Below are 25,620 nucleotides of genomic sequence, written 5' to 3' on the forward strand. Positions count from 1 at the left end.
CTTAATTTTCAATCTTCAATTTTCAATCTTCAATCTTCAATCTTCAACCTTCAACATTATTCTCCAACCACTGGGGAAAGTCGTCGAACGTGAGGCAATCCTCAATACGCACATCGCCAACACGCGTGCGGCAGAGAGCCGTCAGATAGGCACCGCTGCCAAGGGCGGCACCGATGTCGCGGGCCAACGAGCGGATATAGGTGCCTTTGCCACAGGCCACACGGATAGACATCTGCATGGTCTCGGGGTTAAAGTCGGTGAGCTCGAGCTCGTCAATACGGACGGGCTTGGCTGCCAACTGCACATCCATCCCCTTGCGAGCCAGTTCATAGGCTCTGTCGCCTGCCACCATGCAGGCGGAGAAGAGGGGCGGCTGCTGCATGATGTTGCCCACAAACTGCGGCAGCGTCTGGAGGATGAGCTCCCGAGTGATATGGGCCGTGGGATAGGTCTGGTCCACAGGATGCTCCATGTCGTAGCTCGGCGTGGTGGCCCCCAACTGCAGGGTGGCGGTATATTCCTTCGACTGCAGCTGCAACTCCTCAATGCGCTTCGTGGCCTTACCCGTACAGAGTATCAGCACGCCAGTGGCCAAGGGGTCGAGGGTGCCGGCATGGCCCATCTTCACCCGTTTCACATGCAGGCGTTTGGAGACCACATAGCGGATATGGGCCAGAGCTCCGAAGCTCGACATCCGGTAGGGTTTGTTGATATAGATAAACGCGCCTTCCTGGAAATTCATCAGTCGACCATTGAGAGTGAATGACCCGTGAGCAGCAGAACGATGATGATCAGTCCCACCACGATGCGATAGATACCAAAGGCCTTAAAGCCATATCTAGTCAGGAAATTGACAAACCACTTCATCGCCAGCAGTGCCACCACGAAGGCAATGACACAACCCAGAATGAGCATCGCAATATTATGGCCAGTGGCCCAAGCCGTATCTTCTTTCATCAGATCGAGCAGGTCGAGCAGCGTGGCTCCTGCCATCGTAGGTACAGCCAGGAAGAACGAGAACTTGGCAGCACGACGGCGCGTAAGTCCCTGAGTCATACCTCCCACGATGGTGGCCATCGAGCGCGACACACCAGGAATGACGGAGATACACTGATAGAGACCAATCATGAAAGCGCGGCGCTCTGTCATCTGATTGTCCTCGCTGCCCTTATCGAACAGCTTGTCGCAGAAGAGCATGAACACACCACCAAGCACCAGCATGATGGCCACCACCTCGACACTGTCGAGAAGCCAGTCGAGCAAGCCCGACTTCTTGGCAAGCAGGCCTATCACTACTGCGGGCACGACACCCACGATGAGCAGCCAGTAGAATTTGAAATGATGCTTGAACTTCTCAAAGAGTGAGCTGCCCTTAGGAGCCGGTGTGTGGTCATAGCTGAAAAAGCGATTCCAATAGAGGCACACCACCGATAAGATGGCACCAAACTGAATGATAAAAGTGAAAGCATGTACAAAGGGATCGCCCTGAGGCACACCAAGCAGGTTCTGCGTAATGATCATATGTCCAGTAGACGATACTGGCAGAAACTCTGTTAAGCCCTCAACGATGGCGATAATAACAGTCTGTATCCAATCCATGAGTTTGATTTATGATTTACGGATTTATGATTTATTTGTCTTTCGGTTTACGGACAACGGCATAGATCATCATGACGAAGCCGGCAAGACATACCACAGGAGCCACCTTGATGCGACGCACACTGAAGATGTCGGGCTCGAAAGCCGTCTCCGATGAGTTAGGACCAACCATGAGCAGGAAGCCGATAACGACCACAACCATACTCACTGCCAACAAGATGAAATTGACTTTGTCGAATGCAAAATTTCGCTTATCCATTATCTTTTTTACCTTTTTACTTTTTTACCCTTTTACTTTTTTACCCTTTTTGCCTTTTCTAGATCTTGTACAAGTCGCCAGCGGGCATCTTGAGGTACTTGTTCACCGAGACATAAGAACTCGTGGTGGTGAAGAAAATGCCAAAGGCCACAACAGCCACAGCGGTGATGACCAGTTCCAACCAGCCAATGACGGCCTCGACGTTGGGCTCGTAATAATACAGGGCATAGACACATGCTCCCAACACCAAAAGGGCTATCAGGGCTGCAATAAGGCCTACAGTCAGGGCTCGACGCATGAACGGGCGACGGATAAAGCCCCACGAAGCACCCACAAGCTTCATCGTGCGGATGGCAAAACGACGGGAGTAGATACTGAGGCGCACCGTATTGTTGATGAGCGAGACCGAGATGCACGTGAGCAGTACTGCCAGCACAAGCAACAGCACGTTGAGCTTGGCCAGATTGCGGTTGACACTGTCCATCAGGTCTACCTGATAGGCCACATCGGTGACGCCTTCATGTTTTTTCAATTCAGCGGCAATCCATCTCAACGAGTCGCGGTTGGCATATTCGGAGTTGAGCTGGAGCTCCAGAGAGGCTGGGAACGGGTTGACACCCAAGAACTCCGAGGGGTCGGAGCCCATCGCAGCCGTCTGCTCTTCCAAGGCCTGATCTCTACTGATGTAGTCGATGTTCTTGGAATAAGGGCGGTGGTAGAGATCACGACACAACAACTTAGCGCCGTTGACACTCACGTCGTCGCTTAACATCACCGTCACCGTGAGGTTCTCTTTCACCCACTCCGACAGGTTACGGGATGTCAGCACGGACAACACGACCATGCCCAACAGCACCAGCACCATCGCCGTACTGATACATAGCGTTACCAACTGCGCACCACGACGGTTGCCAGTATTCTTCCTGCGTCTTTTCATGAATGATTCAAATACGTACGTAATTTCGAGCTGCAAAGATACAACATTTTAAAGCGATTTCCAAATATTATTGTATTTTTCTTAATTCTTCACACTAAATTCTTAACTATTTTGTACCTTTGCACCCGTTATGAGTACAATTATCTATCCATCGCCGATTTTCGGGCCTGTACACAGCCGCAGACTCGGCATTTCGCTCGGTATCAACCTGCTGCCTGCCGACGGTAAGGTTTGCAGCTTCGACTGTATCTATTGTGAGTGTGGCTTCAATGAAGACCACCGCCCTACCCTGCCCCTGCCTACACGGGAACTGGTGGCCGAGCGACTGGAGGCGAAACTGAAAGAGATGAACACTGAGGGACAGTTGCCTGATGTGCTGACGTTTGCAGGCAACGGTGAGCCCACCTGTCATCCGCACTTCGCAGAGATTATCGACGACACCATCCGACTGAGAGACCAGTATTGTCCGAAGGCAAAGGTGAGCGTACTGAGCAATTCGACGATGATCCACCGTCAGCAGGTGCACGATGCACTGATGAAGGTGGACAACAACATCCTGAAGCTTGACACCGTAGACCCTATATATATAAATAAGGTGGACCATCCGAACGGCACCTACGATGTAGCCCAGATTATTGATCGACTGAAAGCCTTTAACGGGCACGTGATTATCCAAACGATGTTTATGCGAGGCGAGGCTGCAGGAGAGTCGGTAGACAATACGGGCGAGGAATACGTAGGACCTTGGTTGGAGGCGGTTAAGGAGATTAAGCCTCAGCAGGTGATGATCTACACCATCGACCGTGAGACACCCACCATGGGTCTGCAGAAGGCCACGCACGAACAACTCGATGAGATCCGAGACAGGGTGATTGCTGCAGGCATCCCTTGTTCTGCAAGCTATTAAAAACAATAAAGCCCCGCCGATTGGCGGGGCTTTATTTGTTTACTTACACATGATACCACGTTTCGAATTCTGGAGGAAACGGACGATGTTCTGAATCTCAGGGCCATCGGGCACCTGCTCCTTGATCTGATTGACCACATCGAACACGCTCGTCTTTCCATGGAAGAGCAGACGGTAGGCATTGGCGATATGCTTCTGCACCTTCTCGTCGATATTGGCATATTTCATGACGGTGGTGTTTGGACCACCATAGACCATGGGGTTACCACCAGCAATCACGTAGGGAGGCACATCGTGAGAGAAGGCACAACCTGCCTGAATCAGCGAGAGGTCGCCAGCACGGGTGTTGGCATTCTGGATAGCACCAGATGAGAAGATGACACCATTGCCAATCTCACAGTCGCCTGCAATCTTCGTACCATAGCCAAACACGCAGTTGTTTCCAACCACCGTATCATGGCTGATATGCGTACCTTCGAGCAGGAAGTTGTGGTCACCAATCTTGGTCACGCCATCGCGCTGAGTACCGCGATTGATGACAACATTCTCACGAATCACGTTGTTATCGCCAATCTCCACATACGACTTGGCACCACGGAAGTTGAAGTCCTGAGGCAGGGCGGCAATCACACTGCCTTGGTGGATCTTGTTGCCTTTTCCGATACGTGAGCCGTCGCAGATAGAGACGAAGGGGAAGATGATACAGTTGTCACCTATCACCACATCGTCCTCGATATACACAAAGGGGAATATCTTACAGTTATCACCAATCTTCGCCTTTGGCGAAATCTCAGCTTTAGGGGATATTTCACTTGCCATAATTTTCAATCTTCAATTTTCAATTTTCAATTATTTTGCGCCTCCACCAAGGGCCTGATAGAGATTCACGACAGCCTGCATCTTGTTGAACTGATCGGTCACCTCAGAGATCTCAGCATTGAGCAGGTTGCTCTGGGCAGAGATCACCTCCAGATAAGTGGTATTGCTGGACGACTCCATCAGCTTCTGGGTATCCTCGACATTCTTGGTAAGCACCTGTACGCGCTTGCCGTCGAGTTCGGCCTTCTCAGCAGAAGAGTTATACTGTACGAGCGCATTCGACACCTCGTTACCAGCCTTGAGCACAGCGTTCTGCCAGGTGTTGTAGGCCTGCTCATACTGAGCCTTGGCCACCTTCAGGCCAGCCACAATCTGTCCGTGCTGGAAGATGGGCTGCACCAGAGAACCCACGGCTGAGAGCAGCCACTTTCCAGGGTTGACGATGACACCACCGCCGCTGTTGGTGAAGGCAGCAGTACCCGTCACCGTGATACTGGGATAGAAACGGCTGCGGGCAGTCTCTACATTGTAGAAGCACTGAGCCAGCGACATCTCGGCATAGTGGACATCAGCACGGTTGTTGAGCAACTGGATGCTGACGCCAGTGGCAATTTCCGCAGGCAGGCTCTGGTTGGCAAAGGTGCCACGCTGGATGGTCTGTCCCTGCTGACCTATCAGCAATGAGAGGGAATTCTCACACTCACGGATCTGACGGAGCATATCCACCTTCTGGGCCTGGACGCTGTAGTAGGCAGCCTCAGCACTCTGCACAGCCGTAGAGCGGTAGCCGATACGGTTCTCGTGCATGAACTGCATCTTCTCCCAGGTATCCTTGGTGAGCTGTTCCATATCAGTGATGATCTCCACCTGACGGTCGAGCATCAGCAACGTATAGTAGAGGTTGGCGATGCCGGAGATGATGTTACACTTCACCACCGTCTGATAGTCCTTCATACCGATGAGCTGCATCTGGGCACTGCGCTTCACAGAGAGCAGATTGCCGAAGAGGTCGACATTCCAACTGGCAGAGATGGGCAGCTGATAAGTCTGCGATGCCTTTGAGCCATCAAACGAGGCGATGGTTCCCTGCGGACTCAGCACGAGTGAGGGCAGGAATGCCAGACGGGCCACCATCAGCGCTGCTTCCACCTGCTTTACATTCAAGGCGGCATTCAGCAGGTCTGGGTTATTGTCGAGACCCTGCTGGATGAGCGTCTGCAACTGGGGATCGGTAAACACGCTTCGCCAAGGCATATTGCCGAACGAAGTGGTATCGGTCACAGCGAGCGTATCCGTCAGGGAATAAGGATCGCGGACCAATCCCTCGTCCTTCACCTCGGGGCGCTCGTATTTGTTATAGAGTCCGCAGCTTGACAGCAGCAAGGCTGCGGACATGAATATCATCAGTTTCTTCATATTACTTCTCCAATTCATAATCAACAGGTTTTGCATGTGCATACTGAGCCAGTTCGGCAGCCACAGAATCATTCTCCTCATCATCGAACTTCAGCGGTGAGATCTTCTCCTGGAGAGACTGGAAGATGACGAACAGCGTGGGAACGACGAAGAGCTGGAGGATGGTACCGATGAGCATACCGCCTACAGCGGCAGCACCCAGCGTCTGGTTACCGTTCTTACCTACACCAGAGGCAAACATCATAGGCAGCAGACCGATAACCATGGCCAGAGAGGTCATCAGGATAGGACGCAGACGAGCACCAGCACCCAAGACGGCTGACCAAGAGATGGCCATACCCGTCTGACGACGCTCGAGGGCGAACTGCACAATCAGGATGGCGTTCTTAGCCAACAGACCGATCAGCATGATGAGCGAGATCTGCATGTAGATATCGTTGGCATGACCAAAGATATTCGTAAACAGGAAACAGCCAGCCAGACCAAATGGAACAGAGAGTACTACTGACAGCGGCAGGATGTAAGACTCGTACTGTGCCGACAGGATCAGATAGATGAAGATGAAACACAGCAGGAAGATAATACCTGTGGTGTTAGAAGCCTTGGCCTCCTCACGGGTCAGACCCGAGAACTCGTAGGTATAACCAGCAGGCAGCGTCTGTGCGGCCAGATCGCGAATGGCCTGGATAGCCTCACCAGTAGAGTAGCCGTTAGCCACCGTACCTGTCACGTTGATAGACGTAAACAGGTTGAAACGGTTGATGTTAGACGGTCCGTAAACGCGCTTCAGGTTACAGAACTCCTTGATAGGAGACATTCCCGCAGGCGTGCGTACATATATACTATTAAGAGACTCCTCCGTCTGACGGGTCTCAGGCAGGCCTTGGATCATCACACGGTAGAGCTTACCATAGGCATTGAAGTTAGAGGCATAGAGACCACCATAGTAACCCTGCAGCGTAGAGAGTACGGTAGCAGGCGAGATGCCGCTCTGCTTACACTTGGCCACATCGACGTGAACCATGTACTGCGGATAGTTCGGGTTATAAGAGGTCTGAGCCATCTGGAACTCCGGACGCTTGTTCAGTTCGCCGATGAAGTCCTTCACGATGTTATAGAACTTCGTGAGGTCACCACCTGTACGGTCCTGCATCACCAGCGAGATACCCGAGTTGGCAGAGAAGCCAGGAATCATAGGCGGCGAGAATGCCAGAATCGAGGCATCTTTAATATGAGCCGTCTTGATGAATATCTGGGCAGTAACACCTGTTGCATCATACGGATTGAGGAAGAAACGATAGATACCGTCGCCCTGCCAGAGACCACTGATTTTCCACCAGAGTCCTTTCTGACGTTCCTCAAAGGGCTTCAGCTTAATGACAAATGTTGCCTGGTCAGAACCTGCACCAGCGATGAAGTTATATCCCTGGATCTGCTCACGGCTCTGGATAGCGGGATCGGCAGCCAGGATAGAGTCTACCTCATTGATAATCTGACGCGTGCGCGCAACAGAGGTTGCAGGCGGCATAGAAACAGTACAGAACATGGTACCCGTATCCTCATCAGGCACAAGACCGCTCTTCGTGGTGAACATGGTCACTATCAGTACAACAATACCGATGACAACGGTCAGAATGATAGCAAGCGGTTTGCGCACCAGCTTCTCAAGAAGATTCTTATACTTACCTGTCGTGGTCTCGAAAGCCACGTTAAATGACTGATGGAAACGATCCACGCGCGACAGTTTCTTCTCATGTCCCTCAGCATCGTGAGGTTTCAGGAAGACGGCACAAAGGGCTGGCGAGAGCGTCAAAGCGTTTACAGCCGAGATGATAATAGAGATAGCCATCGTCACACCGAACTCACGATAGAACGTACCACTGGTACCTCCGATGAATGACACAGGCACGAACACAGCTGCCATCACCAGCGTGATAGAGATGATAGCACCCGAGATCTCGTTCATGGCATCGATAGAGGCCGTCAGCGGCGACTTATAGCCCTGGTCCAACTTGGCATGCACGGCCTCCACCACCACGATGGCATCATCCACCACAATGGCAATAGCCAGCAGCAAGGCCGAGAGCACCAGCAGGTTGATGGAGAAGCCCATCACATTCAGGAAGAAGAACGTACCGATCAGTGATACAGGCACGGCAATCAGCGGGATGAGCGTAGAGCGCATATCCTGCAGGAAGATGTATACCACGAGGAACACCAGTGCCAGTGTCATGAAGAGCGTGAACACCACCTCCTCAATTGAGGCATAGAGGAACTCCGTCACATCGTAGTTGATCTTATAGATCATGCCCGGGGGGAAGAGCTTGGCCTGTTCCTCGAGCTCGGCCTTACACTGCTTGGCAATCTCGTTGGCGTTAGAACCAGGAATCTGCTGTACCATACCCAGTACAGAAGGCAGGTTGTTATTTCTCATCGAGACGCTGTACATCAGGCCGCCCAACTCGATCTTGGCGATATCCTTCAACTTCAGGGTAGAACCGTCGGTCTTGCTCTGAACAATGATATTACCGAACTCCTCGGCGGTCTTCAGTCGACCTGTATAACGAAGCGAATACTCATAAGCCACATCGCTCTGCTCACCGAAGGTACCAGGAGCAGCCTCGATATTCTGTTCTGCCATCAGGGCAGAGATATCGCTCGGCATCAGGCCATGCTGCTTCATCACGTCAGGCTTCAGCCAGATACGCATGGAGTAGGTCTTCATACCAGGGCTCTGCACATCACCCACACCCTGAATACGCTTCAGAGCCGGAATGATATTGATGTTGGCATAGTTCGTCAGGAACTGGTCATCGTAACGACCGTCAGAGGTCAGGGTATACATAATCACCTGAGAAGACTGACGTTTCATCACCGTCACACCCACACGCGTTACCTCGGCAGGCAGCAGGGCCTGAGCCTGTGACACACGGTTCTGCACGTTCACCGCACACATATCAGCATTGATACCCTGACGGAACATGATCGTGATCTGAGCCGAACCCGACGATGCCGTAGAGGTCATATAGTCCATGCCTTCCACACCGTTGATACTCTCCTCAAGCGGCGTGATGACGGAATTCTTCACGGTCTCAGCATCGGCACCCGGATACTGGGTATGCACCACGACCGTAGGCGGCGCAATGTTGGGGTACTGCTCAATAGGCAGCGACACCAGACCGATCAATCCCAGCAGCACGATGAGGATAGAGATCACCGTCGAGAGCACTGGGCGTTTGATAAATGTTGTAAAAGTCATATTGATTTTACCTTTTTACTTTTTTACCTTCTTACTTCTTCATCGCTCCCACGATATCGCCAGCACTCATAGCCTTGTTCTGCTCCTGAATCTTCTGCTGGTAGCGCTCTGGAGTGATGGGCACAATCTCCATACCATCGTTCAGTTTGGTGATACCATTGGTCACATACTTATCGCCATTCTTCAGACCCTCAGTCACGATGTAGTTATTACCATCGTTCTTCGGATCAACCTTGATCTCAGAATACTTCACCTTGTTGTCCTTGCCAAGCAGGTAAACGAAGAGCTTATCCTGTACCTCCGACACACAACTCTGAGGAATGATGATGGCATTGTTGTTGCTGTGAGGGATGACGATGGTACCAGAACCACCACTCTTCAGCAGCTTGTCAGGATTCTGGAATACGGCAATCATCTGAACAGAGCCTGTAGTAGGATCAATCACACCGCTCATCTTGGTAACGGTTCCCTCCAGACCATAGAGTGAGCCATCGGCCAACTTCAGCTGAACAGCAGGCATATCCTTGATAGCGCCTGTCAGACCACCAGCATTCTTACCCATCTCGAGGACGTCCTTCTCAGTCATAGAGAAGTAAACCTCCATGGAACTGATGTTTGAGACAGAGGTCAGCGTATTGCCAGCACTGACGAGCGTACCTACTTTGTAAGGCAGAGAGCCAACCACACCTGCAGCGGGACTCTTCACATAGCAGAAGCTCAGCATCTCCTTGGCAGAAGCCAGAGAAGCCTGGGCCTGAGCCAGACCAGCCTTGGCCTGCTCATACTGATTGGTAGCCGACTGGAGCTCGAAATCACCAATCACACCATTCTGATGCAGTTTCTGTGAGTTCTCAAAACTAAGCTTCGCGGTATTCAAGGCAGCCTCAGCCGTGTTCACAGATGCCTGAGCCTGACGAACCTGAGCCTGATAGGTAACATTATCCAACACGAAGAGTACCTGTCCGGCACCAACGGTCTGACCTTCCTTCACATTAATCTGTGTAATGAATCCCTGTACCTTCGGATGAATCTCCACATCCTGAACACCCTTAATCGTTGCAGGATAGGTACTTTGCATCGTCGTACTGGATGTGCCGACTGTAGCAACAGGATACTCGTTGTCGCCAAAACTCGGACGACCACCGCCTCCACCGCACGAAGCCAACAGCATCGTAGCGGCAGCGAACATCAAAATCTTGTTCTTTCTCATAACTTATTGATAATTAAAAATATTGCCTAAAAAACATTGCACCTCGAAAACCACGATGGTGACGTTTAGTTTCCGGGGTGCAAAGGTACGAAAAATATATCTAAAGATATATCAGGGTCAGAGCTATTTTAACAAAGTTTATTCCATGTTATAGTTTTATATATATTTTCTTACGATAGAGCACATATCCGATGGCGAAGTTGAGCAGCACAAAGTAAACCGCATAGGTCAGCGAAGCCCACTTCAACGGAGCGATGACGGCATGGATGCCATTATAGACGATCTCAGACCAGCCGATGTTCCCCAGAAGGATTGCCAACAGCTCACTCGACACATAGAGGGCGAGGGCATTTACACCAAAGACATGGAAGAAGGTAGTCCAACCCGATTTCTTCTGAATATCAATGACATACATCAGGAAAGCCTGCAAGAGAGAAGCCAATCCGCAGGTCATCATCACGTAGCTGGGACTCCAGATGCGCTTGTTGAGTGGCAGACCATAAGAGAGCAGATAACCTCCAATAACGAGGACAGTACCCACCACAAACAAGGCAATCACCTTTTGTTCGATGGTCTCTTTCTGACGGATGAGTCTGCCACAATAGAAGCCCAGCAACACATGGGCAACGGAAGAGATAGTGCCCACCAAGCCCTCAGGATCCACAGGACTCTTGTGATAGATATGATCGTAGCCGAAGAGATTCAGATCCACCTGTGCCAGAATATTCACGCTGGCATCCTCGGCATAACCATTGCCCAAGACCAGAATGGCCGTATATATGACCAACAGGCCAATAACCACAGGAATAGTGTATTTATGGTTGCAGAACAGGGCGAAGAGTGAAACGATGCCATAGCACAAGGCGATACGCTGCATCACAGCCCAGATACGCAGATGGCCGAAACAGAGGAGATCACCCTCTATGGCATGATCAAACCAGTTGATAAACAGACCTATCACAAAGAGCAACACCGTGCGTTTGACAATGCGCCGTATCACTTTCGGAGTAGGTTTGAACTCCGACTTGACCAGCGACAAGTAGCACGAGATACCCATGATAAACAGGAAGAACGGGAACACGAGGTCGCAGGGTGTCATGCCGTTCCACTTCACGTGCTGAAGCATCTCAAACGACTCACCCCAGCCATTGTTAACGAGGATCATGCCTGCCACAGTGATACCACGCAGGATATCGAGGGAGAGAAGACGATTAGTTTTCATTGTGCATTAAGCTTTGAGTTTTGAGCATTAATCTTTGAGCTTTGAGCATTAATCTTTGAGCTTTGAGCATTGAGCATTGAGCATTAATTTCATAGCCTCTTTAGCCATATCTATAGGAGAACCTTCCGGGGCTGCGGAATAGGGATTCTGCTGGAGCGTCCAAGGCTCCTCCATGGCGTAATAATCGAGTTTCACCTCCTGAGGCAGAGCCATCTGGAAGAGTTCGGCAGCCGTCTTTGTAGCGTTAGGGCCACCACCCAGGAGTTCTGGCTGAGGACCCGTCTGGGCCTTCATCTGGGCAGCAAGGGCATCGAAGTAGGCTTTCCAACGCACATAGTAAAAGTCTTTCAACAGCCCCTGCCACTCTTTATGGGCATAATCCCGAAGTCCACCAGTATCTGCACAATAGCGATTGCCCCAAGTGGTAATCTGTACACGGGCATTCCATTCATAGAGTTTCTTCTCCTCTGGCGTTGCACCTGCGTTGATGGCATCCTGTGTCCAATGGCCTACACGGAACTCAGAACGGGTACCCAAGAGCTTATCCTGCATGAGCAGCATATCCAAGAAGCGGGCAGCATCCTCGTCAAATGCCTGACGGGCAAAGCCCTTGTAGTCAGCAATCGTCCGCTGATACTGTTGGCGAGCCTGATCAGCCAGAGCCTGACGGGTGATATCCACCAAGTCGTATTCGAAGTTATTATTACCACGATACTTCTCTGCCACGCTATTCATCAAACGGGCAGCCTCCTTGGTGTCGGCAGGATCGTAATAGTTTTTCATCTTCGACCAAGACGATGCCTGGAAGTTATTCAGCGAGGGACGGCCACAGAAGATACTCTCATGAGGACCTTGCTGGTTGTTGCCTGCAGGACAGTTATAGATGCTCTGAGCCAGTATCATCCAAGCCTTCTCGATGGTTGCATCCTCCACGCCATAACGGGCTTTGACATAGTTCTTCAGCCATGCCTCCTTGGTAAACTTCTCTGGGCGCCAAGGCAGTTCACTCATCAGCTCGAACATCACAGGATTGTTCTCCGAGCCCTCCATCGTAAAGCCGATACCCTTACAGTGGGCCTTCGATACGTAGAAGTTGTCGAGCAACTGGTCCATGCGGCCGTGGAGACCTACGTTGGCGCCAAAGTTCTCGAGCAGGCAGAAGAGCCACTGGTGTTGCTTATAGCCCTCTTCGCGCTTCCAGATGCTGGGAATGCCAAACATAGGACGGCACTCCGAGAAGAGGTCGAGCACCAGCAGATCACCCGTCTTCATACCATCCACCATCTGTGGACGGGGGTTCTCTGTCCAACCCTGAATCACCCAAACGGCCTTGGGATTGACACGTTTCATGGCCTGCATCATTGCCTCACCAGCCTTGGCATAGTCGATATTGGGGTCGTCGTTGCTCTCGTGGAAGGGGTCCATCGAGTAATAATCGGCCTTTCCAAAGAGTTTAGTCAGCTCATTATAATATAAGGTGGCGATTTCTGAGAATCGGGCATCCGTAGGCAGGAGGTTTGCCGGACGCTGGAATCCATTCCAAAGGCCGGCATCAGCCACGTTCAGTCCCAGCTTCTCCTTCGCATCGTGAGGCACCATCCCACAATAGCCTGGTAACACAGGATGCATGTCGAGTTGTTTCATACGGGCTAAGATCTGCTTCTGCAGCTTCTCCTGACGGGCATACCATGAAAGCGGCAGAGGTCCACCCCACCCTTCGAGGTTGTTCATCTCCCACCAAGCCAGGAAGGCAGGCCCTGCTATAAACTTTCCCACCTCTTCTTCCGAATAACCGAGTTTCAGCAACATGTTGCGCCAAACGCACTCTTCGCCGACAATCGCCAAAGGGAGATTCACGCCATGCAGCGCCATCCAGTCGATCTCCTTCTCCCAGCGTTCCCATCCCCAGAAGGGCATGGAGTAAGAGAAAGTGCAGTAGTTGAAGTCATAGCGCAGCCCCAGATCGGTCTCGTGGCGTTCCTTCTTCGTTACTGCTGGAAGCACGGCAGGGAGTTTGGCCTGCATCTGGTTCCAGGAGAGATGGATGCCGGCATAATACTTCAGGTACCAGTTCACACCAGAAGCGATGTTCACCCACGTGTTACCTCTCACCACGACCTTCTTGCCTTGCTGATCCAGTTCGAAGAAGTCGTTCTGGCTCTTCACCTTCTCAATCTTAAACTTCGCCGAAGCGCCTTTGTCGATACGCTCCAGGAGTTCATCCACTGGATTAGCCCATGTATTCAGGCTTATCAGAATAGCAATGACAGTTAGTAGTTTTCTCATAATCTATTGAATCAGTTTCATTTCTTTTGCCTTTGCCATGAGGAGCGCCATAAGGGGCTCGCGTTCGTTTTCCACCTTATTGTCTAATACGGCATCCTTCAGATACTGCTTCAGCACACCCACCTCTCGGGAGGGCTTCAGGTGGAACATCTCCATGATCTCGTTGCCATCGATCACAGGCTGGAGCAGACGCACATAATCCTTTTCCTTCAGGTCAGCCAACTTCTCGCGCACCATGCGGAAGTTCTCCAGGAACATTTTCTTGCGCACCTCGTTTTTCGAAGTGATATCAGCCTCGCAGAGGGTCATCAGGTCGTCGATATCCTCGCCCGCATCGTTCAGCAAACGGCGCACGGCACTGTCTGTCACGATGTCATCCGCGATGGCGATGGGACGCATATGGAGGTCGACAAGCTTCTGCACATACTTCATCTTCATATCCATAGGCAGCATGAGCCTACGGAAGATCTGAGGCACCATCTTCGCACCTATCAGATTATGGTTATGGAAAGTCCAGCCAATGGCAGGATCCCAGCGCTTTGATCTGGTCTTGCCAACGTCATGCATCAAAGCCCCCCAGCGCAACCAAAGATTATCCGACTTCCTAGCTACATTATCCAGTACCTCCAGCGTATGGTAGAAATTGTTCTTATGCGCCCTACCGTTCTTCTGCTCCACGATGTCGAGGGCAGCGAGTTCTGGCAGGATGATGCTCAGGAGTCCGCATCGCTGCAGATCGACAAAGCCTTTCGAGGGCACAGGTGAGAGGAGAATCTTGTTCAACTCGTCCTTGATGCGCTCACCACTCACGATTTTGATCCTGTCTGCCATCCGCTCCAGGGCCTCGAAAGTCTCCTCTTCTATCTGGAAGTTCAGTTGGGTGGCAAATCGGATGCAGCGCATCATTCGCAGGGGATCGTCGCTGAAGGTGATGTCTGGCTCCAACGGCGTGGCGATGATGCCATCCTCGAGGTCAGCAAGTCCATTAAAGGGATCGACGAGTTCTCCAAAACGCTCCTTATTCAGACAGATAGCCATCGCGTTGATGGTGAAGTCTCTGCGGTTCTGGTCGTCCTCAAGGGTTCCGTCTTCCACGATGGGTTTACGCGAGTCGTGGCTATAGCTCTCCTTACGGGCTCCCACGAACTCCACCTCGTACTCTATGCCTCGCTGACGGAATTTCACCTGGGCTGTACCGAAGTTCCTGAATACAGAGAGATGAGCCTTCTTGCCCACCATCCGCTTCAGCTCCTCAGCCACAGAGATACCACTCCCCACGACCACCACGTCGATGTCGTTCGAGGGTCGCTCGAGGAAGATGTCTCTGACATAGCCTCCCACAACATAGCACTCCAGACCCAAGCGGTCTGCAGCCTCACTGATTTGGTGGAAGATGTCTTGATCCAGTATCTCTGCCAGCTCTTCGTCGCTATATAGTTTCATCCTTATCCTTTACTTTGAGAGTGCAAAGTTACTAATTTTTTCTCATATTCCGCACATTCTATCCCAAATAATTTGGGATTCTCATATTTTAAGCGTAATTTTGCAGCCAAAGAAAAGAAAACAGATCATTATGGAACCTATTAACGACTTCTTCTCTCTGATGAGTTCATTCCTTTGGGGATGGCCGATGATTATCCTGCTTCTGGGTACTCATGTCTTCTTAACCTTCCGTCTGCGCATTCCTCAAAGGAAGTTGCTGACGGGCATCCGGCTATCTATTAAAAAGGACAGTCAGGCCAAGGGCGATGTCAGTCAGTTTGGTGCTTTAGCTACGGCTCTGGCAGCAACCATCGGAACGGGAAACATCGTTGGTGTGGCAACGGCTGTAGCCCTCGGAGGCCCTGGAGCCGTTCTCTGGTGCTGGCTCACAGGTATCTTTGGCATGTCCACGAAATATGCCGAGGCGTTGCTGGCAGTGAAATATCGTGTCAAGAGTAAGGACGGTTGCATGTACGGAGGGCCGATGTATGCTTTAGAGCGTGGTCTGGGCATGCGATGGCTGGGTATCCTCTTTGCCGTCTTTACGGCATTGGCTTCTTTTGGCATTGGCTGTACAGTTCAAGCCAACTCTATCGCCCTGCTGACTTATGAGACGTTTGGCATTCCCACATGGATTGTGGGCATCTTTGTCTGTGTACTGACAGCATTGGTGATTCTTGGAGGCGTCAAGGCGATAGCCAAGGTCTGCACGTTCCTCGTTCCCTTTATGGCTGTGTTTTATGTCCTGGGCTGTATTGTCATCCTCTGTATTAACAGCAGTTATGTGTGGCCAGCCGTCCAGCTGATTATCGATTCTGCCTTCAACCCCTCTGCTGCAGGCGGTGGTTTTGTGGGTGCAACGGTGATGATGGCAGCCCGCTATGGTATCGCCAGAGGTTTGTTCTCTAACGAGAGTGGTATGGGTAGTGCGCCCATCGTGGCAGCTACCGCCCAGACGCGCAACCCCGTCCGTCAGGCCTTGGTGTCGAGCACCGGAACTTTCTGGGATACGGTCATCATCTGTGCCCTTACAGGATTGGTACTCGTCAGCAGCATCCTCGCCTATCCTGACATCAGCTATGCCGATGGGGCAGCTCTGACGAAGGTGGCCTTCTCGAAGATTCCTGTTGTGGGAGCCCCGCTGCTGACCTTTGGCATCCTGACATTCGCCTTCAGCACCATCATCGGATGGAGCTATTATGGTGAGAGTGCCGTCAACTATCTGGAAGGTCGTCGTGCCAACCGTTTCTATCGTATCCTCTTCATCGTGGCCCTGTTCTTTGGCTCGATTATCAACCTTGATATCATCTGGAACATCGCCGACTGCATGAATGCCCTGATGGCTATCCCCAACCTCATCGCCCTGCTGCTGCTTTCAGGTGTCGCCGCCTCCGAAACCAAGAAATACCTCTGGAACAACCGCCTCGACGACGAGATGGAGGAGTGACAACAAAGGCGTTTTGGGACAAGATTCGTCAAGAAGTGGCAGAAAAATTTGGTTTTTCAATCAAATTACAGTAACTTTGCAGCCGATATGACCAATATGGAAAAGACAAACGCCCAGTTTGAGCAGGCCGTGGCAGAGTGCAGGGCCCTGTTCGAGAAGAAGCTTCATGACTATAAAGCCTCCTGGCGCATCCTGCGTCCGACGGCCTTGACAGACCAGCTGTTCATCAAAGCCAAGCGCATCCGTTCGCTGGAAATCAAGAAGGAGTCGAAGGTAGGTGAAGGCATCAGGCCCGAGTTCATCGCCCTGATCAACTACGGCATCGTGGGCCTCATCCAGCTCTCGAAAGGATTTGCCGACACGGTGGATATCACCAACGACGAGGCGATGAAGCTCTACGACCAGTTTGCCAAAGAGGCACTGGAGCTGATGAAACGTAAGAATCACGACTACGACGAGGCGTGGCGCTCGATGCGGGTAAGTTCATATACCGACCTGATCCTGACCAAGATTGAGCGCATTAAGGAAATCGAGGACCTTGGAGGCGAGACACTCGTCTCGGAGGGCATCGACGCCAACTATATGGACATTATCAACTACGCGGTCTTTGGAGTAATTAAACTATCGGAGTGAGAAAGATAGCCGTCAACGCCTGCCGTCTGGTGCTCGCCGTGACCCTGATACTCTCAGGATTCGTCAAGGCAGTAGACCCGCTGGGGACACAGTACAAGATACAGGACTACCTGACGGCGATGGGACTGGGAGGCTACGTGCCCGACATCGTGACGCTTTTTGCATCAGTGGCCCTCTCTACCACAGAGTTTCTCCTCGGCATCTGTCTGCTGTTCGCCATCCGCAGAAGGCTGGTTTCGAAGATCACCCTGGTGATGATGGCAGTGATGACACTGCTGACGCTCTGGCTGGCGATAGCCGACCCCATCCACGACTGTGGTTGCTTTGGCGACGCCCTGGTGCTCACCAACTGGCAGACACTGTGGAAGAATGTGGCCCTGACGGCCATGGCTGTCGTCGTGTGGCGATGGCCCTTGGTCATGCCGAGGCTTATCAGCGAGTCCAACCAGTGGATCGTCTTCAACTATTCAGGCGCATTCATCATCATGGTGGTGGCCTTGCGAAGCCTCTATACCCTGCCCCCCTTCGACTTCCGTCCCTACCATATAGGGGCAGACCTGAGAGGTGGCTGGCAGAAGATGATGGACGGTGAGGACTCCCCTTACAGCGACTTCTTCATCGAGACGACCGACGAAGGCGAGGACATCACAGAACAGGTGCTGGGCGACGAGGGCTACACCTTCTTATTAATAGCCCCCCATCTGGAACAGGCCGACGACTCGCAGCTCGACGAACTGAACCGTATCTACGACTACAGCGTGGAGCAAGGCTATCCCTTCTACTGTCTCACTGCCAGTTCGGCCAAAGCCATCACCCGCTGGCAGGACATGACGGGAGCCGAATACCCCTTCTGTCAGACGGACGACATCACGCTGAAGACCGTCATCCGCTCGAATCCGGGCCTCGTCTTGCTGAAAGACGGTAAGGTGATTCAGAAATGGAGCCACAACACTCTGCCCGACGAGACGGAACTCTCAGGAAGGCTCGAAGACACCGAGCTGGGCCAGATAGCTGCCGATAGCACAGCAATGAAGATCATCTGGCTGCTGACGTGGTTTGTATTACCCCTCGTGCTCCTCACGATAGCCGACCGCCTCTGGGCATGGAGCAAATGGGTCAGAAAGAAAAAGAACAGAATAGATAACAACCCTTTAAATAAAGAAAAAAGAATTATGAGAAAGAAAATTGTTGCAGGAAACTGGAAGATGAACATGAATCTCCAGGATGGTATCGCTCTGGCAAAGGAGCTGAATGAGACACTGAAGACCGACAAGCCCAACTGTGGTGTAGTGATCTGCACCCCGTTTATCCACCTCGCTTCTATCGCACAGTTCCTCGACCAGGACATCATCGGCCTGGGTGCTGAGAACTGCGCCGACAAGGAGAAGGGCGCTTTCACTGGTGAGGTAAGTGCCGAGATGGTGAAGAGCACTGGTGCCCAGTACGTGATTCTGGGTCACTCAGAGCGTCGTGAGTACTACAAGGAGACTCCCGAGATCCTGAAGGAGAAGGTGCTGCTCGCTCAGAAGAACGACCTGAAGGTGATCTTCTGTATTGGTGAATCACTCGAGGAGCGCGAGGCTGGCAAGCAGAACGAGGTGGTAAAGGCCGAGCTCGAGGGCAGCGTATTCAACCTCTCTGAGGAGGACTTCCGCAAGATCGTCATCGCCTACGAGCCCATCTGGGCCATCGGTACCGGCAAGACCGCTACTGCTGAGCAAGCCGAGGAGATCCACGCCTACATCCGCAGCATCATCGCAGAGAAGTATGGCCAGGCTGTAGCCGACGACACCACGATCCTCTATGGTGGTTCTTGCAAGGCTTCAAACGCTCCTGAGCTGTTTGCCAAGCCCGACATCGACGGTGGTCTGATTGGTGGCGCTTCACTGAAGTGCGCTGACTTCAAGGGTATCATCGACGCTTGGAAGAAGTAATCAAAGTGAGACGATTCGTTATCATACTGACATTGTGTGTCGGCTGCATCCTTGCAGCCGATGCACAATCTTCCTTCACACAGAGGCTCCAGAAGAGCAACAGCGGTGAGGGGAAAGTGACCGTTACGCAAGACAAGGCCATCGACGACCTTGTGAACGGCCCTGCCGAACAAAAAGCGGCTCCACAGAAACAACCGGAGAAGAAAGAAAAGCCCGTCGCTGCCACCATCCAGAAGGAGCAAGAGAAGCAATCTGATGACAAGACAGCAGAGGTAAAGACGGCCGAGCCCCAGCAACAGGTTATCGTCCCCGACACCGCCGACACCCGCAAGAAGGTGATTAAGGGCTACAAGGTGAACGGCTATCGCGTCCAGGTGTTTGCCGGAGGCAACTCCCGCAACGACCGCATCAAGGCCGAAAGGACAGGCAGCGAGATCAAGGCCCAGTTCCCTGGCGTACCTGTCTACGTGCATTTCTACACGCCGAGATGGATTTGCCGCATGGGTAACTATCGTACCTATGAGGAAGCCCACGAGGTGCTGACACGCGTCAAGAACCTCGGCTACGAATCGGCTATTATCGTCAAGGGAAAGATCACGGTATCCTACCAGCCTACCCCCGACGAAACAACCCCATAAACTACGAACTATGATTCAAGAAGAATACAGAGAAGGACTCGAGGAACTGGCCGCCCACTACAAGGACGTGCTCACCCTGCTGGGCGAAGACCCCAGTCGCGAGGGACTGGAGAAGACGCCCATGCGAGTGGCCAAGGCCATGCAGACGCTCACCAGAGGCTATCAGATGGATGCCCACAAGGTGCTCACCGATGCCCTTTTCCGTGAAGACTACTCGCAGATGGTCATCGTGAAGGATATCGACTTCTTCTCGCTCTGCGAGCACCACATGCTCCCCTTCTACGGCAAAGCACACGTAGCCTATATCCCCAACGGCTATATCACTGGTCTGTCGAAGATCGCCAGGGTGGTAGACATCTATGCCCACCGCCTGCAGGTACAGGAGCGCATGACCCAGCAGATCAAAGACTGCATCCAGGAGACCCTGAAGCCCCTTGGCGTGATGGTTGTGGTCGAAGCCAAGCACATGTGTATGCAGATGCGTGGCATCGAGAAGCAGAACAGCATCACCACCACCAGCGACTTCAGCGGCGCCTTTAACCAGGCTAAGACCCGACAGGAATTTATGAACTTAATACATAACAATCAAATCTAAAACACATAACCATGTATCAGTCAGACAGAGGAAATTACAAGACTAACGAGCCTATTGCAAAGGCTTTCATGAACAGCTGCCTCGGCAAGTTGATGATTTTTGTGGCATTCATCTTAGTGATGTTGCTTATCGCCTACCTCACCACTCCGACGGAAAAGGAGATGAAGGCCGAGATGGAGGACAACATCATGCAGTGTCTAGAGGAAAACGACAGCATCAAGGGCGATGCCATTGATGACTTCGTCCACAACATGGGCTTCATCTTCACCAATGCCGACAGCACCAACGTGGAAGAGGATGTGAGAAAAGCCTACCACATGTACAACCGTCTGGAGGTCTATCGCCACGCATTCTATGCCACAGCCTACCTCCACAACAACCTGCATCCGGGTGGTGTAAGAGTGGGTTTCGGATTCCTGGGACTGATTGTTCCGACCGTCCTCTATGAAGACATACTGCTCGATGTAGGTCCTGTCCACAAAGGCTACGAACAGAAGCTCTATCGCCAGACGATTATTCCTGACAACGACATGGGCAAGACGCCAAACATTCAGGAGTATCACTATAAGCGCAATCCTGACGATTGATGCACATTATCGTATCGCAGGAGATAGAAAGCGTATGCCCAGGCTTCGTTGGGGCCGCTGTTGAAGCACAGGTCGCCAACTCACCCTATTGTGCTGAGCTCTGGGATGAAATTCATCAGCTTGAGGAACGGTTTCGGAAGGAACTGACCACCGAGAGCTTGAAGGAGTTGCCTGGCATTGCTGCCACCCGCCGCGTCTATAAAGCCTGTGGCAAAGACCCCTCGCGCTACCGTCCTGCCAGCGAACAGCTGATACGGCGCATGCTTCAAGGCAAGGAGCTCTACCAGATAGACACGCTTGTCGACCTTGTGAACCTGGCTTCCATCGCCTATGGCTACAGTATCGGGGGCTTCGATGCCGACAAGTTTGTGGGCGACACCCTGACCTTAGGTGTTGGTAAGGAGGGTGAGCCCTACGAAGGCATTGGGCGGGGTATGCTGAACATCGCAGGACTACCCGTCTATCGGGATGCCCAAGGAGGTGTCGGCACCCCTACTAGCGACAATGAGCGCACTAAGATGACCCTGCAGACCACCCACCTCGTGGTGCTCATCAACGGTTACGACGGCAACGAACAGCGCGTAGCCGACAATGCCCGTTTCATCCAACAATTACTGAAGAAATACTGTCAGAGCGACGGCGGCACCGTCGCTCTGTACAGGTAATAGCGAAAGAAACTCTGTCGAATCTGCCACCTTTCCCATCCCTTTCTTGTCATCTCGACCGCCCTTTTGCGACAAATTCCACGCCCCTTTTCCGCCTTTGTCGCAAAAGGGCGCATGTGTCGCATGCTTCTCGGATGAAATTGAAGAAAAAACTTGGAATGAGCCCTATTTTCATCGTATCTTTGCATCGTGATTCAGAAAATAATAAGTTTAACAATAAAAAATTAAAGAAAGGAAACAAATTATGGCAGAGAATGTAACTCCAGTAGTTCTTGAGGTTAAGGATTTCGAACCTCGTGAGGTGATGATGGTAGACTACAAATTTGATCAGGCTACCGATCGTGAAGGACAGATCGCAGGTATCCCCCGCGGTGGTAAGGTAACAGTCCGTGTGAAGGCTATGAACGACGGCAACAACCAGCTGATTGCCTGGATGCTCGACCCGACAATGCCGAAGGATTTCTCAGTAAAATTCGTGAACACCGTAGACGGCGCCGCCATGAAGGAGATCAAGGGCACCAACTGCTACTGCATCAACTACGTCGAGAAGTGGGAAGACGGTGAGCAGCACTACGAGGAAGTCGAGATCGTATGTCAGAAGCTCGAAAACGGCCCCGTTGGTTATGATAATCCTTGGCGATAAGAAACGAGTAAATGAGCGCAGAGTTAAGTAAAAAATTAAATTTAAGAAAGGAAACAAATTATGGCAAAGACACCAGTATCAATGACCATTGACGGTTATAAAGAGAGAGAAGTATTGATGGTAACTTACGAGTTCAACCAGTCCACAGACGTAGAAGGCCAGATGGCCGGTATCCCCCGCGGCGGTAAGATCAGGGTTCGCGTGAAGGCCCTCAACGACGGCACCCCCGACCTGCTCGCTTGGATGACAGAGCGCAGCCTCCCGAAGAACGGTGAGATCAAGTTCCTGGAGACCAAGACCAACAAGGAGATGAAGTCAATCAAGTTCACCAACGGCTACTGCATCAACTTCGAGGAGAAGTGGGAGGACAAGCTGGGCCACTTCGAGGAGATTGAGGTCACCTGTAAGGCCATCGAGTTCGGCAACGTGAAGTACGAGAACGACTGGGCATAAAATAGAACCTTGTTTTTCAAACAATCTATATAAGCCTTTTTTGATCAGGTGAGGAGACCGCGAGGTCTCCTTACTTTCTTTTTTCCCGATTTTGTTCGACATTCGACATAAGTTGTCCGTTAACTATGTGTATATCAGTCGGTTGTGCTTTCCTGATATGGACTTCATTCGACATTTATTCGACATTCATTCGACATAGATTCGACATAAATCCGACATAAATCCGTCATATTCTGACTCTTTAAGTAGTCTAAACTCCCCTTTTACCCGTCATACTCTGATACTATCCTCCTAGCAGACTCTTCAATTCTCTAGAGAATTGGAGACTTTAGTCCGTCCAAACTCTCAGAAAGTACGTCACAAACCTTTCAATTCTCTAGAGAATTGAAAGGTCTACTCCCTGTATGCTTCAACTCATCAACCTATATATGCTCACTTTGGCCTATCTAAACACCCAATCTGCACCTATATTTGGCACAAAAAGCCCGCTTTTATGTCAGATGTATGTCGGATTATGTCGAATGAATGTCGAATAAATGTCAGATGAGCGATGTTGGAAATGTGTGTAAACATCACTATATCAGACAAATAGCAATCCAACTATGTCGAATGTCATTAGTTTTTAGGATTACCGCGTGATGACAATTTACAAAAGATAGTCTTTCATCATGCAAAAGATTATCTTTTACCTTGCAAAAGACTATCTTTCATGATGCGAAAGATAGTCTTCTAAGAACTTTTTGTATATGGTAATCCAAAATAAAGCGTTCATAACTGTGACGGTTTTCGTCACGATTTCCGTCACTCGCGCCAAAATTGATTGAAATTTGGGAAAAAGAAAAGGAGCTGAAACCCATTTGTTTTCAACTCCTTCGCTTCTGTCGGGATTACTGGACTCGAACCAGCGACCTCGCGCCCCCCAGACGTGTGCGCTACCAACTGCGCTAAATCCCGAACACTTTTGCTTGGCACCGACCTCTGTTTTGTCGAATGCGGGTGCAAAGGTACATACTTTTTCCGAATCAGCCAAATTTTCTGGCAACTTTTTGTTCTTTTTTCTAAATTTTACCCCATTAAGGCTTATGAATTCAAATAATATTCGTATCTTTGCATGCTCAACAATACGATACAACAGAAATGGAACAATATAGACTAACGGCTCCCAAGCAGCTGAACCAAACCATCTGCCTGCCTGCCTCAAAGAGTATCTCCAACCGCGCACTGATCATCTATGCCCTCAGTGGTGGCATGCACATGCCTAAGAATCTCAGCGACTGCGATGATACGGAGGTGATTATTCATGCCCTTCGCCACATGCCTAAGGAGATAAACATCAAGGCTGCAGGCACGGCCATGCGTTTTATGACAGCCTACCTCAGTGTGATGAGAGGCACCCATACCATCACCGGCACAGAGCGCATGAAACAACGGCCGATCGGTATTCTGGTGGATGCACTCAGAAGTCTCGGAGCCGACATCGATTATGTAGGAGCCGAAGGCTATCCCCCACTCCGCATTACAGGAAAGACGCTCAAGGGCGGCCTGCTGGCCATCCCAGGCAACGTGAGTTCACAGTATATCTCTGCCTTGCTGATGATAGGACCGATGCTCGAGGACGGACTGACACTCCAACTGACGGGTGACATCATCTCACGACCCTACATCGATCTGACACTGTGGACGATGGGCGAGTTTGGTGCCGATGCAGAATGGACGTCGGCAGACACCATCACCGTCAAGCACAAGCCCTATCAGGGGCGTGACTACTTTATCGAGAACGACTGGAGCGGAGCCAGCTACTGGTACGAGATGGTGGCCCTCAGCAAGAGTCGTGATGCAGAGATCAGACTGACAGGACTGATGGACGGCTCAAAACAAGGCGACTCCGTGACACGATACATCTTTAGTCTGTTAGGCGTGAAGACCACCTTCCAGACCAAGGAAGAGGGTGTTCCCCAGGCCGTCACCATCACCAAGAACGGCAGATGCGTGCCCCGTCTGGAGTACGACTTCGTAAACTCCCCCGATCTGGCACAGACCTTCGTGGTGACCTGTGCCGCAAAGGGCATCCCCTTCCACTTCAAAGGACTCTCTACCCTGAAGATCAAGGAAACCGACCGTATAGAAGCCCTGAAACGGGAGATGCGGAAGCTTGGCTTCGTATTGCACGACGTCGACGACTGCGAGCTCTTTTGGGACGGAGAGCGTTGTGAGCCCTCCATGGAAGAGGGTATCGACACCTACGACGACCATCGTATGGCATTGGCTTTTGCCCCTTATGCCCTGGTATGCGGAGGACTCAAGATCAACAATCCCCATGTGGTCACCAAATCCTATCCTCATTTCTGGGACGACCTGAAGCTAGCTGGATTTGATGTAGAAACAATCAACGAAGAATGAGTTTTGCCATTGTCTGCATAGGAATGATTGTGGTACTGGGCATCGTGGCCGCAGTAGCCAATAGGTTTGATAAGGGTGACGACACCGTCAGACAAGGGCACGACTGTTCCACCTGTACAGAGGCAGAAGAGGGCAACTGCAAGATTCATTGTCTGATAGAAGAAAAGAAAAAGAAAGAACTGAAGGTTGAAACATAGGAAGTGGTACATAGGGCTGATAGCAGCAACCA

23 protein-coding genes and 1 tRNA gene are annotated in these 25,620 nt (G+C 51.3%); 12 read left to right on the forward strand and 12 right to left on the reverse strand.

Annotated elements, in window-relative coordinates; translation table 11 throughout:
- Positions 1 to 43: 43 nt before the first annotated feature.
- From truB to BMY16_RS11525, 4 genes are read right to left on the reverse strand one after another with little or no spacing between them, the layout of a single operon-like run.
- Positions 44 to 742 carry a tRNA pseudouridine(55) synthase TruB gene (gene truB / locus BMY16_RS11510; protein WP_091842608.1) on the reverse strand — a complete coding sequence of 233 codons (699 nt, stop codon included), beginning with the start codon at positions 740 to 742 and terminating at the stop codon, positions 44 to 46.
- Positions 742 to 1,599 (reverse strand): undecaprenyl-diphosphate phosphatase, encoded by an 858-nt coding sequence (locus BMY16_RS11515; protein WP_091842609.1) that lies wholly within the window; start codon positions 1,597 to 1,599, stop codon positions 742 to 744. Before BMY16_RS11515 ends, truB begins: the two co-directional genes overlap by 1 nt.
- Positions 1,600 to 1,630: 31 nt before the next feature.
- A complete protein-coding gene (locus BMY16_RS11520; RefSeq protein ID WP_091842611.1) occupies positions 1,631 to 1,861 on the reverse strand; it encodes a DUF3098 domain-containing protein in 231 nt (76 codons plus the stop codon).
- A gap of 55 nt (positions 1,862 to 1,916) precedes the next feature.
- Positions 1,917 to 2,795, reverse strand: a complete 879-nt coding sequence (locus BMY16_RS11525; protein WP_091842613.1) for a cell division protein FtsX — start codon at positions 2,793 to 2,795, stop codon at positions 1,917 to 1,919.
- A gap of 130 nt (positions 2,796 to 2,925) precedes the next feature.
- Here BMY16_RS11525 and BMY16_RS11530 point away from each other — a divergent pair, with 130 nt between their 5' ends.
- Positions 2,926 to 3,702, forward strand: coding sequence for a radical SAM protein (locus BMY16_RS11530; RefSeq protein WP_091842614.1), 777 nt, complete (start codon positions 2,926 to 2,928; stop codon positions 3,700 to 3,702).
- A gap of 39 nt (positions 3,703 to 3,741) precedes the next feature.
- Here the strand turns inward: BMY16_RS11530 and lpxA are convergent, their stop codons facing one another.
- The 7 genes from lpxA to BMY16_RS11565 all read right to left on the reverse strand — a co-directional run bounded on the left by lpxA (position 3,742) and on the right by BMY16_RS11565 (position 15,357).
- Positions 3,742 to 4,521, reverse strand: coding sequence for an acyl-ACP--UDP-N-acetylglucosamine O-acyltransferase (lpxA, locus tag BMY16_RS11535; protein ID WP_091842616.1), 780 nt, complete (start codon positions 4,519 to 4,521; stop codon positions 3,742 to 3,744).
- Between the two features lie 30 nt (positions 4,522 to 4,551).
- Positions 4,552 to 5,937, reverse strand: coding sequence for an efflux transporter outer membrane subunit (locus tag BMY16_RS11540; protein ID WP_091842618.1), 1,386 nt, complete (start codon positions 5,935 to 5,937; stop codon positions 4,552 to 4,554).
- Between the two features lies 1 nt (position 5,938).
- Positions 5,939 to 9,196 carry an efflux RND transporter permease subunit gene (locus BMY16_RS11545; protein WP_091842619.1) on the reverse strand — a complete coding sequence of 1,086 codons (3,258 nt, stop codon included), beginning with the start codon at positions 9,194 to 9,196 and terminating at the stop codon, positions 5,939 to 5,941.
- Between the two features lie 31 nt (positions 9,197 to 9,227).
- Positions 9,228 to 10,406 (reverse strand): efflux RND transporter periplasmic adaptor subunit, encoded by a 1,179-nt coding sequence (locus tag BMY16_RS11550; protein ID WP_091842621.1) that lies wholly within the window; start codon positions 10,404 to 10,406, stop codon positions 9,228 to 9,230.
- Between the two features lie 148 nt (positions 10,407 to 10,554).
- Positions 10,555 to 11,628 carry an acyltransferase family protein gene (locus BMY16_RS11555; protein ID WP_091842622.1) on the reverse strand — a complete coding sequence of 358 codons (1,074 nt, stop codon included), beginning with the start codon at positions 11,626 to 11,628 and terminating at the stop codon, positions 10,555 to 10,557.
- A 48-nt stretch (positions 11,629 to 11,676) separates the two neighbouring features.
- On the reverse strand, positions 11,677 to 13,914 hold the full coding sequence (locus BMY16_RS11560; RefSeq protein WP_091842624.1) for an alpha-N-acetylglucosaminidase: 2,238 nt from the start codon (positions 13,912 to 13,914) through the stop codon (positions 11,677 to 11,679).
- Between the two features lie 3 nt (positions 13,915 to 13,917).
- Complete coding sequence (locus tag BMY16_RS11565) at positions 13,918 to 15,357, reverse strand: CCA tRNA nucleotidyltransferase (protein WP_091842625.1); 1,440 nt, start codon at positions 15,355 to 15,357, stop codon at positions 13,918 to 13,920.
- 130 nt (positions 15,358 to 15,487) lie between these two features.
- On the opposite strand from BMY16_RS11565, the gene BMY16_RS11570 reads away from it, so the two are divergent.
- From BMY16_RS11570 to tssD (BMY16_RS11610), 9 genes are all read left to right on the forward strand, one after another.
- Positions 15,488 to 16,843 (forward strand): alanine/glycine:cation symporter family protein, encoded by a 1,356-nt coding sequence (locus tag BMY16_RS11570; RefSeq protein ID WP_091842627.1) that lies wholly within the window; start codon positions 15,488 to 15,490, stop codon positions 16,841 to 16,843.
- An 87-nt stretch (positions 16,844 to 16,930) separates the two neighbouring features.
- Positions 16,931 to 17,476, forward strand: a complete 546-nt coding sequence (locus BMY16_RS11575) for a DUF1599 domain-containing protein (protein WP_091842629.1) — start codon at positions 16,931 to 16,933, stop codon at positions 17,474 to 17,476.
- Entirely contained in the window at positions 17,473 to 19,410 is a 1,938-nt protein-coding gene (gene tpiA / locus BMY16_RS11580; RefSeq protein ID WP_139207212.1) for a triose-phosphate isomerase, read from the forward strand. The genes BMY16_RS11575 and tpiA overlap by 4 nt, the downstream gene beginning before the upstream one ends.
- 5 nt (positions 19,411 to 19,415) lie before the next feature.
- Entirely contained in the window at positions 19,416 to 20,048 is a 633-nt protein-coding gene (locus tag BMY16_RS11585) for an SPOR domain-containing protein (protein ID WP_091842736.1), read from the forward strand.
- 10 nt (positions 20,049 to 20,058) lie between these two features.
- On the forward strand, positions 20,059 to 20,643 hold the full coding sequence (gene folE / locus BMY16_RS11590) for a GTP cyclohydrolase I FolE (protein WP_091842631.1): 585 nt from the start codon (positions 20,059 to 20,061) through the stop codon (positions 20,641 to 20,643).
- A gap of 11 nt (positions 20,644 to 20,654) precedes the next feature.
- Positions 20,655 to 21,230: a hypothetical protein gene (locus BMY16_RS11595; RefSeq protein WP_091842633.1), complete on the forward strand. Its 576-nt coding sequence runs from the start codon at positions 20,655 to 20,657 to the stop codon at positions 21,228 to 21,230.
- Positions 21,230 to 21,895: a B3/B4 domain-containing protein gene (locus tag BMY16_RS11600; protein ID WP_091842634.1), complete on the forward strand. Its 666-nt coding sequence runs from the start codon at positions 21,230 to 21,232 to the stop codon at positions 21,893 to 21,895. Before BMY16_RS11595 ends, BMY16_RS11600 begins: the two co-directional genes overlap by 1 nt.
- A 244-nt stretch (positions 21,896 to 22,139) precedes the next feature.
- Positions 22,140 to 22,538: a type VI secretion system tube protein TssD gene (gene tssD / locus BMY16_RS11605; RefSeq protein ID WP_091842636.1), complete on the forward strand. Its 399-nt coding sequence runs from the start codon at positions 22,140 to 22,142 to the stop codon at positions 22,536 to 22,538.
- Between the two features lie 60 nt (positions 22,539 to 22,598).
- The gene (gene tssD, locus BMY16_RS11610; protein WP_139207213.1) at positions 22,599 to 22,991 is read left to right on the forward strand and encodes a type VI secretion system tube protein TssD; all 393 of its coding nucleotides are present in this window, start codon (positions 22,599 to 22,601) and stop codon (positions 22,989 to 22,991) included.
- Between the two features lie 881 nt (positions 22,992 to 23,872).
- Here tssD (BMY16_RS11610) and BMY16_RS11615 read toward each other — a convergent pair.
- A tRNA-Pro gene (locus tag BMY16_RS11615) sits at positions 23,873 to 23,945 on the reverse strand.
- Between the two features lie 183 nt (positions 23,946 to 24,128).
- Here BMY16_RS11615 and BMY16_RS11620 point away from each other — a divergent pair.
- Together BMY16_RS11620 and BMY16_RS15350 are read left to right on the forward strand one after the other, a co-directional pair.
- The gene (locus BMY16_RS11620) at positions 24,129 to 25,391 is read left to right on the forward strand and encodes a 3-phosphoshikimate 1-carboxyvinyltransferase (RefSeq protein ID WP_091842639.1); all 1,263 of its coding nucleotides are present in this window, start codon (positions 24,129 to 24,131) and stop codon (positions 25,389 to 25,391) included.
- The gene (locus BMY16_RS15350; RefSeq protein WP_139207214.1) at positions 25,388 to 25,588 is read left to right on the forward strand and encodes a hypothetical protein; all 201 of its coding nucleotides are present in this window, start codon (positions 25,388 to 25,390) and stop codon (positions 25,586 to 25,588) included. Before BMY16_RS11620 ends, BMY16_RS15350 begins: the two co-directional genes overlap by 4 nt.
- The last annotated feature ends 32 nt before the right edge of the window (positions 25,589 to 25,620 follow it).

The organism is Prevotella sp. ne3005 (assembly GCF_900110085.1).
GTDB lineage: Bacteria > Bacteroidota > Bacteroidia > Bacteroidales > Bacteroidaceae > Prevotella.